Annotated in this window: 10 protein-coding genes; 7 read left to right on the top strand and 3 right to left on the bottom strand. The window is 58.0% G+C overall.

Annotated features, from left to right (window positions below; translation table 11 throughout):
* Window positions 1–300: 300 nt before the first annotated feature.
* The 5 genes from gltB to EYB53_RS06255 all read left to right on the top strand — a co-directional run bounded on the left by gltB (window position 301) and on the right by EYB53_RS06255 (window position 10529).
* Window positions 301–4950 (top strand): glutamate synthase large subunit, encoded by a 4650-nt coding sequence (gene gltB, locus EYB53_RS06235; RefSeq protein WP_135477351.1) that lies wholly within the window; start codon window positions 301–303, stop codon window positions 4948–4950.
* Between the two features lie 386 nt (window positions 4951–5336).
* Window positions 5337–6848: a sugar transferase gene (locus EYB53_RS06240; RefSeq protein ID WP_135477352.1), complete on the top strand. Its 1512-nt coding sequence runs from the start codon at window positions 5337–5339 to the stop codon at window positions 6846–6848.
* Window positions 6849–6864: 16 nt separating this feature from the next.
* Window positions 6865–7815 (top strand): UDP-glucuronic acid decarboxylase family protein, encoded by a 951-nt coding sequence (locus EYB53_RS06245; RefSeq protein WP_097653864.1) that lies wholly within the window; start codon window positions 6865–6867, stop codon window positions 7813–7815.
* Between the two features lie 27 nt (window positions 7816–7842).
* Complete coding sequence (locus EYB53_RS06250; RefSeq protein ID WP_135477353.1) at window positions 7843–9393, top strand: O-antigen ligase family protein; 1551 nt, start codon at window positions 7843–7845, stop codon at window positions 9391–9393.
* A 65-nt stretch (window positions 9394–9458) separates the two neighbouring features.
* Entirely contained in the window at window positions 9459–10529 is a 1071-nt protein-coding gene (locus tag EYB53_RS06255; protein WP_135477354.1) for a lysylphosphatidylglycerol synthase transmembrane domain-containing protein, read from the top strand.
* A gap of 93 nt (window positions 10530–10622) precedes the next feature.
* Here EYB53_RS06255 and EYB53_RS06260 read toward each other — a convergent pair whose 3' ends face one another.
* From EYB53_RS06260 to EYB53_RS06270, 3 genes are all read right to left on the bottom strand, one after another.
* Entirely contained in the window at window positions 10623–12038 is a 1416-nt protein-coding gene (locus tag EYB53_RS06260) for an aspartate ammonia-lyase (RefSeq protein WP_167857285.1), read from the bottom strand.
* Window positions 12039–12308: 270 nt separating this feature from the next.
* Window positions 12309–13949 carry a S1C family serine protease gene (locus tag EYB53_RS06265; RefSeq protein WP_135477356.1) on the bottom strand — a complete coding sequence of 547 codons (1641 nt, stop codon included), beginning with the start codon at window positions 13947–13949 and terminating at the stop codon, window positions 12309–12311.
* A gap of 304 nt (window positions 13950–14253) precedes the next feature.
* Window positions 14254–14982: a thiamine diphosphokinase gene (locus tag EYB53_RS06270; protein WP_254150933.1), complete on the bottom strand. Its 729-nt coding sequence runs from the start codon at window positions 14980–14982 to the stop codon at window positions 14254–14256.
* 12 nt (window positions 14983–14994) lie between these two features.
* On the opposite strand from EYB53_RS06270, the gene EYB53_RS06275 reads away from it, so the two are divergent.
* Window positions 14995–15714, top strand: coding sequence for an NUDIX hydrolase (locus tag EYB53_RS06275; protein WP_135477357.1), 720 nt, complete (start codon window positions 14995–14997; stop codon window positions 15712–15714).
* A gap of 19 nt (window positions 15715–15733) precedes the next feature.
* Entirely contained in the window at window positions 15734–17131 is a 1398-nt protein-coding gene (locus EYB53_RS06280; RefSeq protein ID WP_135477358.1) for an MATE family efflux transporter, read from the top strand.
* Window positions 17132–17154: the final 23 nt, after the last annotated feature.

The raw sequence follows: 17154 nt of genomic DNA on the forward strand, positions 1-17154 counted from the left end.
CAGGCGAAAACGGCCAGCTTCGCTGGCCGTTTTCGCCTGCACAAGCATGATTTTTGGAGCCGCCCCCCCTTTTGCATAACCCCTGTACGGGAGTTGTGCAAAAGGTACAAAACGACTTGACAACTTTTGGCATGCATTGTATAGTAGCCAACAATACTATCCGGCAAAACTACCACATCCTAGTGCGACAATGGCGCTCGTCAATTGCTCAGTGATCTGAGTTTGGCGAGCGCCTGTTTGTAGGTTTTTCCTCGGTCCAACGTTTCAACGGTTCGACACTCTACTAGTAAGGTGAATAGCGTGAACAATCTCCCTGCGCGAGTGACTGAGAGTCTGTATGACCCACGCTTTGAGCGTGATGCCTGTGGGATCGGCTTTGTTGCCCGGATTAATGGGCATCCTGGTCACGAGATTCTAGCGATGGCCCTTGAGGCGTTGGGTAATCTTGAGCATCGCGGGGCAGTCGCAGATGATGCCAAGACAGGTGATGGTGCAGGGGTATTGATTCAGATTCCACGCGAATTTGTGCAACGTGAGTTGCAACGCCTGAATATCGGGGCTGATCCATCCACAGTTGCCCTGGGGATGTTTTTTTTCCCGGCTGACGTTGAGGCCCACGCAGCAGCACGAGCGGTGGTTGCCTGCGAACTCGAGGCCCATAACCTCCGTTTGCTTGGGTGGCGTGAGGTGCCCGTTGATCCCGAGGCACTTGGTGAACGCGCCCGCGAGGCGATGCCAGCCATTGATCAGGCGTTGATTGTCTCGGCCAATGGGCTCGATGAACTGGCTTTTGAACGGACACTCTTTATTGCCCGCAAGGCAATGGAGCAGAGTTTTGCCCGCGAGGGGCTCGCAGCCTATGTCCCTTCCCTCTCGTGTCGTACTGTGGTCTATAAGGGTCTGCTGCTGGGAACGACGCTAAAGCAGTTTTATCCCGATCTGAGCGACCCAAGCATGAAGACGGCCCTGGCCGTCTATCATCAGCGCTATTCGACCAATACGTTCCCGACCTGGGAGCGCGCCCAGCCCTTTCGCATGCTTTCGCACAACGGCGAGATCAATACGGTGCAGGGCAATGCCAACTGGATGCACGCTCGCCAGGCGGTGCTGCACCTGCCTGCCGATTTTCTTGAGGTAGCCGTCGATGGGCCGTCAGCCCTCAATCCTGTGCTTGATGATACTGGCTCTGACTCGGGGATGCTCGATAATACGCTCGAGTTGCTGGTGCTCGCCGGGCGCGATGTTCGCCACGCGCTGGCGATGCTTGTGCCCGAGGCCTGGGAGAAGATTCCTGATATGAGCCCGGCTCTCCGTGCGTTTTATCAGTACCACGCATGTCTTGTTGAACCCTGGGACGGTCCGGCGGCACTGACCTTCTCGGATGGGCGGATTGTGGGAACCTCCCTCGACCGCAATGGTCTGCGTCCGGCCCGCTATATCATCACCGATGATGGCCTGGTGATCTCGGGATCTGAGGTGGGCGCGGTTGCCATTGATGAGGCGCGCGTTGTCCATAAGGGCAAGCTTGGCCCTGGGCAGATGATTGCCGTCGACACAGCCACCGGGCGCTTCTTTACCGATGAGGAGGTCAAGGAATATCTGGCCCAGCAGCAGCCGTACGAGGCCTGGGTCGGGCAGCATTTGCGCCGGATGGCCCAGGTGGCCGAAGAGGTTCGCAATGCGGGAGGCGATACGCCTGCGCTGCCCTATCCCTCGGCGGCAACCCTCCAGCCCTTGCAACAGGCCTTTGGCTATACGAGCGAAGAGTTGAATGTCGTGCTCAAGCCGATGGGCATCACCGGGCAAGAGCCGGTTGGTTCAATGGGTGATGATACCCCTGCGGCGGTGCTGTCAGAGTTTGAGTTGGGTCGCCCGCTCTTCCAGTATTTCAAGCAGCGTTTTGCGGAAGTGACCAACCCACCCATCGACTCGCTCCGCGAAGAACTCGTGATGTCGCTGAGTGTCGCGGTTGGTCGTCGGCGCAATCTGCTCGAAGCCACCCCTGAACACGCCCATCTGCTCGAACTCAATTCGCCGATCCTGACCGATCGCGAACTCGCCGCGCTGCGGGCAAATGGCGATCCGCTGCTGCCCGTAGCTACGGTGTCAGCCCTGATGCCCCTTGGAGCATCGTTGCAGCAGGCCGTCGAGCACCTCTGTGCCAGCGCCGAAAAAGCGGTGCGCAACGGGGCTGCCGTCGTGATTGTCAGCGATCAGGGCGTTGATGCCGAGCATGCACCGCTTCCAGCCCTGCTCGCCGTGAGTGCCGTCCATCATCACCTGATCCGGACGGGGTTGCGTACCCTCTGTAGTCTGCTGGCTGAGACCGGTGAAATGCGCGAGGTGCATCATCTGGCTTGTCTCGTTGGGTATGGGGCCGAGGCGGTCAATCCGTATCTCGCCCTGGCCAGTGTGCGCCAACTCGCCCTCGAGCGCGATGCGGTCAAGCAGCGCGCCAGTGCCCCCATTGGGGCCGATGATCCGCTGATTGCCGCGCCGCGTGCCCATTCGCTGGGCCTCGAAGCCGAACGCAATGTGATCAAGGCCCTCGAAAAAGGCCTGCTCAAAATTATGTCCAAGATGGGCATCTCGACCCTCGATAGCTACTGCGGTGCCCAGATCTTCGAGGCGCTCGGCATTGAACAAGCCCTCGTTGATGTCTGCTTCACCGGGACACCAACGCGCATCGGGGGCATTGGCTTCGCCCGCCTTGAACAAGATGTGCGTGCCCGCCATTGCAAGGCGTTTGCGTCTGAAGAGCGTGACGGCTTGATGAGCCTGCCACATCCGGGCTTTTACAAGTACAAGAAGGATGGCGAGTACCACGCCTTTAGTCCGCCGGTGGTACACGCACTGCAGAAGGCCGCGAAAAACCCCTATGCCCTGAACGGCGATAGCCACGGTCCGGGGGTGAGTGCCGAAGGCTATGCGATCTATCGTACCTATGCCGATCTGGTCAACGGTCGTCCGGCCACCGATCCGCGCGATTTGCTCGAGTTTGTGCCTGCTGGTGCGCCGGTGCCCCTTGATGAAGTAGAGTCAATCGAGGCGATTGTGCAGCGCTTCAGTACGGCAGCGATGAGCCACGGGTCAACCAGTAGTGAGGCCCACGAAACGCTGGCGATTGCGATGAATCGCCTCGGTGGGGCAAGCAATTCGGGGGAAGGTGGAGAGGATGCCGAACGCCTCAAGGACGAGCGCAATTCCAAGATCAAGCAGGTTGCCTCGGGACGTTTCGGCGTGACCCCTGGCTACCTCGCAAGTGCCAGTGAATTGCAGATCAAGATGGCGCAGGGTTCTAAACCCGGTGAAGGTGGGCAACTGCCCGGCCACAAGGTCAATGAGGAGATCGCCCGGATTCGCCATACAGTGCCAGGCGTGGCCTTGATTTCGCCCCCACCCCACCACGACATCTATAGCATCGAAGACCTGGCCCAGTTGATCTATGATCTCAAGCAGGTCAATCCTGCCGCACGCGTTTCCGTCAAACTGGTAGCAACGTCGGGTGTGGGCACCATTGCCGCCGGTGTCGCCAAAGGCTATGCCGATACGATCCTGATTAGTGGTCACTCGGGTGGTACCGGGGCGTCACCACTCAGCAGTATCAAGAATGCCGGATTGCCCTGGGAACTAGGCCTCGCCGAAACCCAGCAGACCCTGGTACTCAACGGGTTGCGTGGCCGCGTGCGCCTCCGGGCAGATGGGGGCCTCAAGACCGGGCGTGATGTGGTGATCGCCGCGATGCTCGGGGCCGACGAATATTCATTTGGGACAGCCGCACTGGTCGCCGAGGGCTGCATTATGGCTCGCGCCTGCCACAATAATACGTGTCCCGTAGGCATTGCGACCCAGCGCACCGAACTGCGCTCGAAGTTCCCAGGCAAACCCGAGATGGTCATGGCCTTCTTCCGCTATCTCGCCCAGGAAGTGCGTGAGTGGCTCGCGAGCCTGGGGTTGCGCTCGCTTGACGAGGCCATCGGGCGCAGCAACCTGCTCCGGCAGCGCCAGGTCGGGCATGCTGGCCCCGACTCGCTTGATCTGACGCCGGTGATTGGCACCGCCCACATCGTTCCTGGGGCCGAGCTCAAGCATGGGGGCGAGCGCAACCCCCTGCCAGCCACCGAGAGCCTCAATGATCGCATTATGCACGATACCCGTGCGGCCCTCGCTGCGCGTGGGCCAGTGACGCTCACCTACCAGGTTCATAGCCGCGACCGCTCGGTTGGCACGCGGTTGGCCGGGGCTATTGGGCAGATCTATGGCGACAAAGGGCTGCCTCCGTCCACTATCAGGATCAACCTCCGCGGGAGCGCCGGGCAGAGTTTTGGGGCTTTCAATGCCCCCGGGGTTGACCTGCTCCTGACTGGCGATGCCAACGATTATGTTGGCAAAGGCATGGCCGGAGGAAGCATCGTCATTGCCCCTGACCCCAAGGCTCGCTTTGCCTCGCACGAAAATGTGATCGCAGGCAATACGCTGCTCTATGGCGCGACCGGGGGCGAACTCTACGCCGCTGGTCAGGTAGGCGAACGGTTTGCCGTACGCAATTCGGGGGCGGTTGCGGTTGTCGAAGGCGTTGGCGATCACGGGTGTGAGTATATGACGGGTGGCGTTGTGGTCATCCTCGGTGGTACCGGACGCAACTTCGGGGCCGGTATGACGGGCGGCATTGCCTATGTGCTCGATGAAGCCGGCCATTTTGCCCAACGCTACAATCCCCAGTTGATCGAGTTGCGCCCAATGAGTACCCGTGACGAAGCCCAGGTACAGACCTTGATCCGCCGCCATGTCGAGGTGACCGGAAGCTCGCGGGGCGCGGAAGTCCTCGCCCGCTGGGAGGTCTATCGTAGCCTCTTCCGCGTTGTCGTGCCACGCGACGCCGTGGCAAAGATCGAGAATGCGAGCGAAGGTACCGAAGAGATCAAATCAGCCTCGGCACGTGCGGCCTGATCACGGCAGGCTGATTCTGTGGTATAAATGCGAAGTTCGCGTCTGTTTGCTGATTGCTCTTCCAGGGAAGGTAGACCCAACGTAGGGTTCACCTGGAAGAGCATTCATATGTGGTAGAGAAGAAAAGGACACGTATGGCCTGGCTTGGTTTGCTTGTTTTGATGGTGTGTATTGCTGCGCTCCCTGGGATTTCCGTCTACCTCGAGTCAATCCGTTCCAATCAAGCATCTGATCTGCCCGAAGGCGACGCTTCGTAGCTTCTCTGGTGCGCCAGAGAAGCTATGGTACAATAATCTTGCCTTCGCTGGAAAAAAACCAGCTACGCTGGTTTTTTTCCAGCGAAGATGTTGAGTGAGCGGGTGTAAACCCGAAGACAGGAGGCCTGGATGGATCAAAGCATCCGTCACCCTACCGGGCCGACACTGGTTGTGGAGACTGAACAAAAGAGTATACGTCGCAGCCGACATTTCACCGCCCTCGGGATGTTGCTCTGGGATCTGGCCCTGATTCTCACGAGTGTGGTTTTTGCCTACTGGTTGCGTTATACGGCAAACTGGCCTGAACCTTTTGACCGCATTGTTTCAGAAGTAGCAACTCAGAATCAGGTCGAATTTGAGGCTTTTTTGCCAATTTTTTTACCTATGATGGTGTTGCTTGCCTTCCAGTTTGGTCGGCGTGGGCTCTATCAGCTATCTCCTCGCCTCAGTTTGCTCGATCAAATAGGCATTATTGTGAGCAGTACCCTCACGGTGATCGCCTTCCTGATTGTGGTCGTCTTTCTCTATAAGCCTTTTTACTATTCACGGCTGATCTTTGCCTTTACCGGGGCAACGATCATCCTGCTCCTCTCGGTGTGGCGTGTCATCCGTACCGGAGTGCAGCACTGGCAATGGTCACGCGGGATTGGTCAAGAACGGGTACTCGTGGTCGGTGGAAGCGGACTCGGCCAGGATGTGATGAATGGTATCGTGAGTTCGCCGGGCCTTGGCTATGCGCTCGCTGGCTATCTCAATGATCGTCCGGTCGTTGAAAATGGACGGGCGACTCGCGTCTATCGGCACCTGGGTGATTTTGATGACCTCGAGCAGGCGATCCGCGCAAGCAACTCGCAACAGGTCATTCTTGCACTGCCCTTCTGGGAACAGGGACGGTTGCCCGAGTTCGTCATGATCTGTGAGCGCCTCGGGGTCGAGTATCTGCTTGCTCCCGATTTTTATCAACTCAGTTTTGATCGAGTTGATCTGCATCAACTCAGTGGCGTGCCCCTCTTGCGGCCCAAAGAGATCCGGTTGCAGGGTATTAATCTGACGATTAAACGGGTGATGGATGTCGCCCTTGTACTTGCCCTTGCACCTGTGATCCTGATGATCGGGGCGCTTGTGGCCCTGCTGGTGCGGCTTGACTCACATGGGCCAGTGATCTTTCGCCAGCAACGCGTCGGACGAGGGGGCACGATCTTCAATTGCTATAAGTTTCGTACCATGGTGCCTGATGCCGAGGCGCGCAAAGCTGAACTGGCACACCACAATGATGCCGATGGTCCGCTCTTCAAAATGCGCGACGATCCCCGCATTACCCGGATCGGACACTTCCTGCGCCGTAGCAGTCTCGATGAACTGCCCCAGCTCTGGAATGTGCTCCGTGGTGAGATGAGCCTGATCGGGCCTCGCCCGGCCCTGCCGGACGAAGTCGCACGCTATGAACCATGGCATCGCCGCCGCCTGGAAGTAATGCCTGGCTGCGCTGGCATTGTGCAGGCCCTCGGGCGCAGCGATATGTCGTTTGATGAACAGGTGCGGCTCGATATCTATTACGCCGAAAACTGGTCGGTCAGCATGGATATCCGTATTATGTTGATGGTAATCCCGGCAGTGATCGGGGGGCGTGGTGCCTACTAAGAGAGGAGCGGGTCTGATGCGTGTGTTAATTACCGGTGCGGCAGGCTTTCTCGGATCCCATCTATCCGACCGGTTTTTGAGCGAGGGCCATGAGGTGATCGGGATGGATAATCTGATCACCGGAACAACTGATAATATTGCCCATCTAGCCAATCATGCTCGTTTCAGCTTTATCAAACACGACGTTACCAACTACATCTATGTCGCCGGCCCGCTTGATGCGATTCTGCACTTTGCCTCGCCTGCGTCACCGATTGATTATCTGGAATTGCCGATTCAGACGCTGAAGGTCGGTGCCCTCGGTACCCATAAAGCCCTCGGTCTCGCCCGCGATAAGGGGGCCCGTTTCCTGCTCGCGTCAACCTCTGAGGTCTATGGCGATCCACAGGTGCATCCGCAACCCGAAACCTATTATGGTCATGTGAATCCGGTCGGGCCTCGTGGGGTCTATGATGAGGCCAAACGCTTCGCTGAGGCGATAACCATGGCCTATCATACCTACCACGGCCTCGAGACACGCATTGTGCGCATCTTTAATACCTATGGCCCCCGGATGCGTCTGCGTGATGGACGAGTCGTACCCAATTTTATTGCCCAGGCCCTCAAACGCCAACCCCTGACCCTCTATGGTGATGGGATGCAGACCCGCTCGTTTCAGTATGTGAGCGATCTGGTCGAGGGGATCTATCGGTTGCTTCTTTCTGATGAGGCCGAACCGGTCAATATTGGCAATCCGGGCGAATTTACGATCAAGGAGTTTGCCGGGATTGTCAATGAACTGACCGGCAATGAGGCAGGGACCGTGACGAAAGATCTGCGGACACTGGATGATCCACAGGTACGCCAGCCCGATATTAGCAAGGCGCGACGCATTCTCGGGTGGGAACCACAGGTAACGTTGAGTGAGGGCCTGGCTTTGACGATTCCCTGGTTTCGGGAGGAATTGCACCGCCGCAATGAGATCTAGCGCACGCGGGACAATGGCTTTGATGGTATGACGCATCCGTGGTTCAAGGTTGTAGTCTGGTCGGTGGTCGGCAGCAGTGCGCTCGCGCTCGCCCTGCTGCCTTTTGCGACCGCAGCATTGTTGCTCTTTGTTCTGCTTGCCATGACCCTGGCGGTGGTTAATCCGGTCTGGATCCTCTATCTGGCGATCCTCTCGGTACCTGTACAAGAATTGCTGGTGTTGCCAGGCGGGCTTTCGTTGACCCAGACAGCCCTCGTGCTGATGATCGGGGCGTTTGCCCTGCATACGCTGATCCGGCCTGATGATCCCCAGCGCTTCGGGCGGCTCTTGCCCCCACTGGCGCTGTTTGTCTGGACACTCGCGCTATCGGCAGTGGGAACACCTTACAACCGTAGCGAGGCGCTGCGTGAAGTCGTGCGCTGGGCCACGGTACCCTTGATCTATCTTTTTGGCCTGCTGATCCTCGATCCGGTGCGCCTGCGCGAAGACCGGGGATGGGCCGGGGTTAGCTGGCGCATCTGGGGCCTAGTGGCCGCCTTGCTGATTGCCCCGGCTGCAACGGCGCTCGTTGGCCTCGTTCAATACTGGTATGGTCTCGGGCCGCCAAGTTTTGCGATTGGTGGCGGAAGAGTGCGTGCATATGGTACGATAGGTCAACCCAATTCATTTGCGGGCTATCTGAACCAGGCCTGGCCGCTGGCGGTAGGCATGGCTCTCTTTGCCATCGTCGGGTTGATGCGTGGGGCAAGGCGGCTGCCAGCCCTGGTGGCCCTGACAGGGGCTGGGCTTGCCGGCGGTTTGCTGGTGGCCGGCTTGCTGGCAAGCTTCTCGCGGGGGGGCTGGATCGGGGCCGTCGGGGGTACGCTGGCCCTGGGGGTTGCGACCGTGATCATGCTGCCTGCCCAACTCCGGCGCATGGTGCGGCAATTGGCCCTGGTTGCGGCCGCTGGATTGATCGGGTTGGCCCTGCTCGGCGGGGGAGGGGTGCTGCCAGCGACCTTCACCCAGCGAATCGCGAGTCTGACCAATAATCTGCGCCTCTTTGATGCCCGGGGGGTGGCCATTACCCCGGCAAATTTTGCGGTGGTCGAACGCATGGCGCATCTTCAAGCAGCCTGGCATATGCTGGAACGTTACCCGCTGACCGGGGTTGGGCCGGGTAACTACAGCATTGCGTATGAAGCCTCGCCGCGTCCGGGGGAACGTCCGATCAGTATTCGGCCCTGGTATGTGTCCCGTGGTCATGCCCATAATTACTATTTACATATTGCCGCCGAAGCGGGTATTATTGGTCTGACAGCCTACTTGATTCTCATTGGGATGGTGATCGTTCAGGCGGTGCGTGCGGTACAAACGGCCGAGGGCTGGTTTTGGCAGGGAATTGCAGCGGGAAGCGTCGGGGTCGTGGGGGCCGTGGCGGCCCATAATCTGTTTGAACATCTGCATGTCCTGAATATGGGCCTGCAGCTCGGTACCATCTGGGCGTTGCTTGTCCTGGTTGAATGGCATGGCCTCGGCACGTCACAACCAGCGCCAGATCGGGTGCCAGCGGGTAGAAACTGGTTGTATGAGCGTTGAGATGCACGAGATGAAGGTGGCGAAGTGGCAGCGAAGCGCGACAGCACAAGGGGTAAATTGAGTTGATGATTGATAAGAGCAACACCAATGAGGAAGGGTCTGATTTTACATCAGATGCGCTGCCCGACGAAGCAGAAGTCGAGCAGAAGGGCTTTGTCCTTTGGGATCGGCTACGCAGTCCACGCACCCTGATTTCATTTGGCCTCGCGATTGCTATCGTGGTCTTTGTCTTTTCGGGGCTGAATATTGACATTCGCCAGACCTGGCAATATATCCGACAGGTCAATCCATGGATGCTCGTGCTCGGCTTTCTCATCTTTTATCTGACCTTCCCCATGCGGGCCTTGCGCTGGCGGCTCTTACTGGGCAATGCGGGGGTTCCTGTGCACGAAGGACGGCATGACTGGGCCTCACTCCCTGCGTTGATGGAATATATCTATCTCTCGTGGTTTGCCAACTGCATCGTACCTGCTAAGCTTGGTGATGCGTATCGGGGGTATCTACTCAAGCATAACGGGCGCGTCTCGTTCTCGTCGGCCTTTGGCACCATCTTTGCCGAGCGCTTGCTCGATATGCTGGGCCTGTTCTTGCTCCTCCTTATTTCGGCCTGGTTTACCTTTGGCGTCCACATGCCCGAAGGCACGCAACTCATCTTTGGCTTCGGGGCCATCCTGGTGGTCGCCATTCTGACTGGGCTCGCCGGGATGCGTTGGCTCGGGCCAGTGGTGCGCAAGATCATCCCGCAGCGCATGCACCAGTTTTATGACCGTTTCGAGCACGCTGCACTCAGTTCGTTCAAGCCAACCGTCTTGCCACGCCTGATCCTCTTTACCGGAATGATCTGGATGCTCGAAGGGTTCCGACTCTTTTTTGTGATCGAAGCCTTTGGCCCAGCCGTCTCGGGGCTCTCGCTCTCGGCGATCATCTTTGTGGCGCTCGCTTCATCGCTCTTGACGGCCCTGCCGATTACGCCTGCCGGGCTTGGAGTTGTGGAGGGGGCGATCACGGTCGTGCTGCTCTTCTTTGGCATTGAACAGAGCCTGGGGATCGCGATTACGCTGCTCGACCGCCTGATCAACTTCTGGAGCATTGTCGTCGGGGGATTCTTCGTCTATCTGTTCAGCAAACGGCGCTAGTAGGACCAAAGCATCCGCCCCCACAACCTCGCGCCATAGCACGAGGTTGTGGGGGCGGATGCTTTGGCCCCCGCCGGGGGCCTGGCCCCGGCATTACCCAGCGGCAGCAATGCCCTGGATACCACCTTCGGTCAGTTTACGCGCATCAATCAGCTTGTCAACCTCGTCGCCCGAGAGCAAACCCTTCTCGACGACAACTTCTTTGATCGTCCTGCCCGAAGCCATCGCCTCCTTGGCGACCGCCGCACCGTTGTTGTAGCCAATCACCGGATTGAGCGCCGTCACCAGGATGGCATTCTTGGCCAGCCAGCCTTCGGCCTTTTCGCGGTTGGCGGTAATGCCGACTACACACTTGGTCGTAAAGGCATTGATCGCACCAATCAAGACATGCATCATCTCAAAGAGATTATGGGCAATGATCGGCATCATCACGTTGAGTTCGAGTTGCCCGGCCTGCGCAGCGAGATTGACCGTCAGGTCACAGCCCTGCACGTGGAAAGAGGCCATATTGAGCATCTCGGCCAGCACGGGATTGACCTTGCCAGGCATGATGCTTGAGCCAGGCTGCACCGCAGGCAGGCGAATCTCGTCAAAGCCCGTCGCCGGACCCGAGCTAAGCATGCGGAAATCGTTGGCGATGCGCACGAGCGTCCCACAGAGCGTCCGCATACTGGCCGAGAAATCTGCCGGATCAGCCATGCTCTGCATCGCCTCAAAGAGATTGCCCGAGGAACGCAGGCCATGTCCGGTCAACTCACTCAACTTGTCAACCATGCGCTGATGGTACTCGTCATGGGCATTCAGCCCGGTACCGGTTGCCGTCCCGCCAATGCCCAGACGACGCATCCGCTCAGCAGCGGTCACAATCCGCTCCATATCATTGCGGACAGCCAGCGCATAGGCGCCAAACTCTTGCCCAAGGCGCACCGGCACGGCATCCTGCAGGTGGGTACGACCCGACTTGACCACATCGTCGAACTCGGCAGCCTTGGCTTCGAGCGCATCAGCCAGATCATCAATGGCGGCGAGCAACTCGGGCAAGCGCCAGAGGCACCCGAGGCGGATCGCGCTCGGGATCGTATCGTTGGTTGACTGCGCCATATTGACGTGGTCATTCGGATTGACCGGCTTCTTGGGGTCATCGAGCGCAAACCCGAGGATCTGATTGGCCCGATTGGCAATCACCTCGTTGACATTCATATTGTGGGACGTACCGGCCCCGGCCTGGAAAGGATCAACGACAAACTGATTCTGCCATGTACCGGCAAGCACCTCATCGGCAGCCTGGATAATCGCCCCGGCCAATTCCGGCTCGAGCAAGCCGAGATCACGGTTGACTTCAGCCGCCGCCCGCTTGATCATGGCCTGCGACCAGACAAACGCTGGATAGGGGCGCTGACCACTTACCGGAAAATTGAGCACGGCGCGTTGCGTCTGCGCCCCATAGAGCGCATCAGCCGGAACTTGCATCTCACCGAGCGAATCCTTCTCAATGCGGAAACCATTCATACTGTCGGGCTCCTTTGTCCATTTCATTACGCCACAAAGCGCATCGCCACGGCTAGATTGTAGCACACGTCTACGCCCCTGTGCGAAGCCTCCTTCAAGACTCATCAATAATCAGTTGGCTTCCCGCTCAGCCGACTGAAGTCGGCACTCCACGTCGAGAGGAAAGCTGATCCGACCCTTTTGAAACCATGTCATAGACGCATAAGTGGGTCTCAACGGCCAGCGCATGCTGGCCGTTGAGACCCACTTAGATGAAATAAACAGTAAAATTTACAATTCGCCAACCACGATAAACGTATCAAGGATACGATCAAGTGCTTCGAGATCCGCTTCCGTCACCACCTGTACCTGCACCAGGCCGAGGAATGAGCCATCTTCTGGTTCAAAGCCGACCACGATCAAGACCGTATCGGTGCCACCACAGTTTGTCCAGGTGTCGAAGAAGCCGGTGTAGAGGCCATCGCTATAGTCGTCACGGCCTTCGTAGGTACAACTCTGACTGAAGGCGTTCTGATCAAGCAGATCGGTGACATTCATCTCTTGCGCGAGTTGCTGCGAGGCTCCAATAAAGACGCCAGGGCTATCCCAGGTATTGATGAACGCATCAATATTAGGGGCAGCCGTCATGCCAACGCTGCGCTCCAGTTCACGGCCAGCAAAGTTCCAGGTGCCCGACGAAACATCGCTCCACGAGGTAGGCACTTCAACGATCAAAAGCTCGTTGGCATCGGTAATCTGCTCGTAGCCATCATAAGTGGCCGAGCCACCATCCTGAACACCAGGAATATTCTCATCGCGCGCAAACGAGAAGGTCTCTTCGAGTTCGCGTCCGTTGATCTGGCCCTCAAGCACCTGCTGCGTATCACTACGAAAAACTTCGATCGCCAGGGTATCGCTCGGGTTACGGCTGCGCAGAATATCGCAGTAGTCGGTCATCGTACCGTCCGTCGCCAGCACGAGCCGTTCGAGCTTGGTGATGATATCACCTGGTTTGACCCCGGCATTATCGGCGGGCGAGCCCGACTTGACCGACCAGACCCAGATGCCCGAGTCGAAGCCATTGCTAAAGGCTTCACCGTTAATCCCAATCGACGTGACATCCTCACCATTGCGCATCTTCTCAATCAGCGGCAGGGCCTCATCACGCGAAATCGCAAAGTACTGGTTTGTATCCGAGCGACCGGCATAATTGACGCCAATCGCCAGACCACTTTCGCTCAGCAACGGCCCACCCGAATTGCCTTGATTGATCGTCGCATCGTGTTCGAGCACATTATCAACCGAAGCCCAACTTGTTTCACCGTCGGTACGTGCCTTCGAGATAATGCCACGGGTCAGCGTAAACTCGGGATCGCCAAGCGGATAGCCAGCCGCAAACACATCGAGACCAACTTGCAGATCGCCGTCGTACCAATCGAGGTAAGGAAAGCCCTCACCTTCAATATCGATCACGGCCAGATCGGAACATTCCGACACCCCAAGGACACGCGCGTTGCGTGGACGACTCTCACCATTGACAAAGACCTTGAGCAACGCCGCCCCAGTAACCACGTGGTTATTCGTGACCGCAATGCCACTCTCATCAATGATAAAACCAGAACCACGCCCGGCTAGATTGAAGAGCATACCTTCATCTGGCGAAACAAACGTTCCCTGAGCTTCAATCTGAATGACCGCTTGCTGCGCATCAGTCAGCGAACCAAGGCCACGAGCAGGCTCAGGGGTTGGCTCAACTGTTGGGGGTTCGCTTGTTGGGGGTTCGCTTGTTGGGGCCTCGGTGGGCACAGCGGTTGGCCCGGTAGCACCAGGGATCGCAGCCCCACATCCACTCAGCGCCACCATTGCGATCACGAGCATCAGCCAGCCGAACTTCCCTACCTGTCTACTCAAAAACCATCTGCTCGACTTCATCACAACCTCCTATCAGGGCCTTGCAGAAATGAAAGCGGCCTACAACATCTCAAACTCTGGCTGTCTTCTGGTCGACCGGGTAACATGTGAACGGTTGAGGAGAGGGTGAGGGGAGCACCGGGCAGATCCCATCAACGCCAGACCTTTGTGCCTACAGGAAGCAGGACGACCTGGACATCTTCAGCCTAAGTATACAACGCTTTTAGCGACTTGTATTGCATACAACGGGGCCTGCGGCCCCAAGAATCTTGCTTGCATTGACCACCAACCTAGCATAGCTGGCTTGGTGGTCAACATCTTCGCGCTAGCGGGTAAAACGATGCACAATCACCAACAAACCCTCGCGCACACTCACGTGCGCAGGTGTTGTGATAATGGTATTGCTGATGCCACGGGAGTGTTCGAAGTAGAGGTCAGCTTCATACAGGCTATACTCAAGCCCCCGGGTCGTAATGCCACGGGCAGGCCCCCCCAGCGGCAAGAGCGAAACAACGTCGCCGATAGCACCATTGATCACCACCGACTGATGCGCCAGATACACCTCTTGCTCGGCATCAAGCAGACGCACCCGGCACGAGGCGAGCTCGGGCAGGGCGAGCAGCGCCACATTCGCCAGGCTCTGATCGAACCGCCCGCCCAGCGCCCCCAGAATATCAATGCGGGTTGCATTCGCAGCAACGGCCTGGAGCAAGGCAAGTTCCAGATCAGTCTCGTCTTTGGCGGGTGGATACTGGTGGATCACAACCCCGGCCTGACGAAACGCATGTAACGCCTGTGGCTTGAGCGAGTCGAGGTCGCCCACCAACAGATCAGGGGTCAAACCAGCGCGATACAAGCTATTGCCACCACCATCTGCAGCAATCAAAAGATCAGCATGACTCAACAGGCCATAAAATGGCTCGATCATAAAGGCAGGGGCATTGGCAACAATGACAGCATACATGCGCACCATTGTAACACGCAGCACACACTCTGTCCCGGCTTGACACTCATCGCAGAGTGCCCTATCATAGTGTAGAAGTAACACTATCATGAGGAGCACATTATGGAGGAGTCTGCTGCCACATATGACCCGACCCACTACCAGCGCCCCTCGGTGACCGTTGATGTGGTGATCTTTACCCTGATCAACCAGGAACTGCACGTCTTGCTTGTCCAGCGGCGTCACTGGCCGTTTGAAGGCTACTGGGCCATCCCTGGTGGGTTTATCAATATGGACGAGTCACTCGTTGAGTCGGCGCGCCGTGAACTGGCCGAAGAGACCGGGGTACGCGATGTCTATCTCGAGCAACTCTATACCTTTGGCGAAGTAGGCCGCGATCCGCGCTCGCGGGTGATCAGTGTCGCCTATATTGCCTTGATCAGCGCCGATGCCCAGAAGATCCGTGCGAGTGACGAGAGCACCGACGTGCGCTGGTTCCCGGTCAGCGCGTTACCCGAACGGCTTGCGTTTGACCACGACCAGATCCTGGCCTATGCCATCTCGCGCCTGCGTTCAAAGCTGGAGTATACAACGCTGGCGTTTCAATTGTTGCCCGAGCTCTTTTCGATCCTTGAACTGAAACATATCTATGAACAGATTCTCGGCGAAGAGCTTGATAAAGGCAATTTTTACCGCAAAATCAAAGAGTCGGGCCTCCTCGAAGAGACCCAGTTGACCCGCGAAGGGCGCGGACGCCCAACCCGACTCTGGCGCTTCCGCCGTGATCGGGCCGGCGAAAAGCAGTTTGTCTTCCGCTGGCGCGAAGATCGCCTGAGTAGATAAGAGATGGTCAGATCGTTTTATGCATGTAACAACCACCGCTCAAGGCGAAGTTCGCCTTCCTACCATCAAGCTCCGCAAACGGGTCTTGCTCCTGGCCCTGCCAGCCGTCGGTGAACAACTCCTCAACACCCTGGTCGGTCTGGTTGACATCTATCTTGTCGGTAACCTGAGCGCCGAAGCAACCGCACAGCTTGGCTATGGCAGTGCAACCGCTCTGACCGCAGCCGGGCTAGGCAATCAATTCACCTGGCTTATGATGGTTCTGTTTATGGCGGTCGGCATCGGGGCGACGGCCCTGGTCTCACGCGCCATCGGGGCCAAAGACGAGGCCAGTCTGGTACGGATCATCCGCCAGACGATCTTTCTCGCTTCACTGGTGGGACTGGCAGCGACCCTACTGGGCTTTTTGGTTGCCGAGCCTTTCCTGCGGCTGGTCGGGGCGCCAGTCGAGGTACAGAGTCTCGGCGCGAGTTACATTCATATCAATGCCGCCACCTTTTTGCCCGCGACGTTGCTCCTAGTTGGCACGGCCTGTTTGCGTGGGGCGGGCGATACACGCACCCCGTTACTCGTGATGCTGGGGGTCAATGCGTTGAACATCGGGGTCTCGTGGTTGCTGGTCAATGGGCAACTCGGTGCGCCTGCCCTCGGGGTCCATGGGGCCGCCGTTGGCACCGCACTGGCCCGCGGGCTAGGGGGTCTCATAATGCTAGGCCTGCTCTTCCGTGGGCATGCCGGTCTGCGCTTTGTCTTTGACCACCGGCCTGACCCTGAAACAATGCGGCGACTGCTCAACGTCGGGCTCCCCACGGCAGGCGAGCAGTTTGTCTTTCAAGCAGCCCTATTGATCTTCGTTCGTTTTGTGACGGGCCTGGGCACTGCCGCCTATGCTGCGCATACGATCTCGATCACGATCGAGTCACTCTCGTTTCTTCCCGGCATGGGCTATGCAGCCGCGACCAGTGCCCTCGTTGGGCAATCACTCGGCGCACGCCAGCCACAGCAAGCGAAACGTTTTGCCTACGAAGCGCTGCTCCAGGGTGGCTTGATGATGAGTGCTGTCGGTGGGCTGATGATCCTCTTTCCGCAACAACTGCTGGCCTTCTTTACCAACGATCCGAACGTGATCGAAGCAGCGATCCCTGTGCTCCGTGCCGCTGGACTGGTGCAACCGGCGCTGGCAGTCAGCTTTATCCTGCTTGGGGCGTTGCGAGGCGCCGGCGATACCCGCTGGCCGCTCTACAGCCGCCTCGTAACGACCTGGCTCGTCCGTCTGCCCTTAACCTTCCTGCTGGTTGGCGGGTTGAACCTTGGGCTCGCCGGCATCTGGCTCGCGATGTGCAGTGATTTCACGTTGCAAGCAATCCTGGTGCTGTGGCGCTTCAACGCAGGCACCTGGCAAAAGATCCAGGTCTAATAGCTATTTTCGCCAGCACAAGC

It is taken from the genome of Candidatus Chloroploca mongolica, assembly GCF_004762035.2.
GTDB lineage: Bacteria > Chloroflexota > Chloroflexia > Chloroflexales > Chloroflexaceae > Chloroploca > Chloroploca mongolica.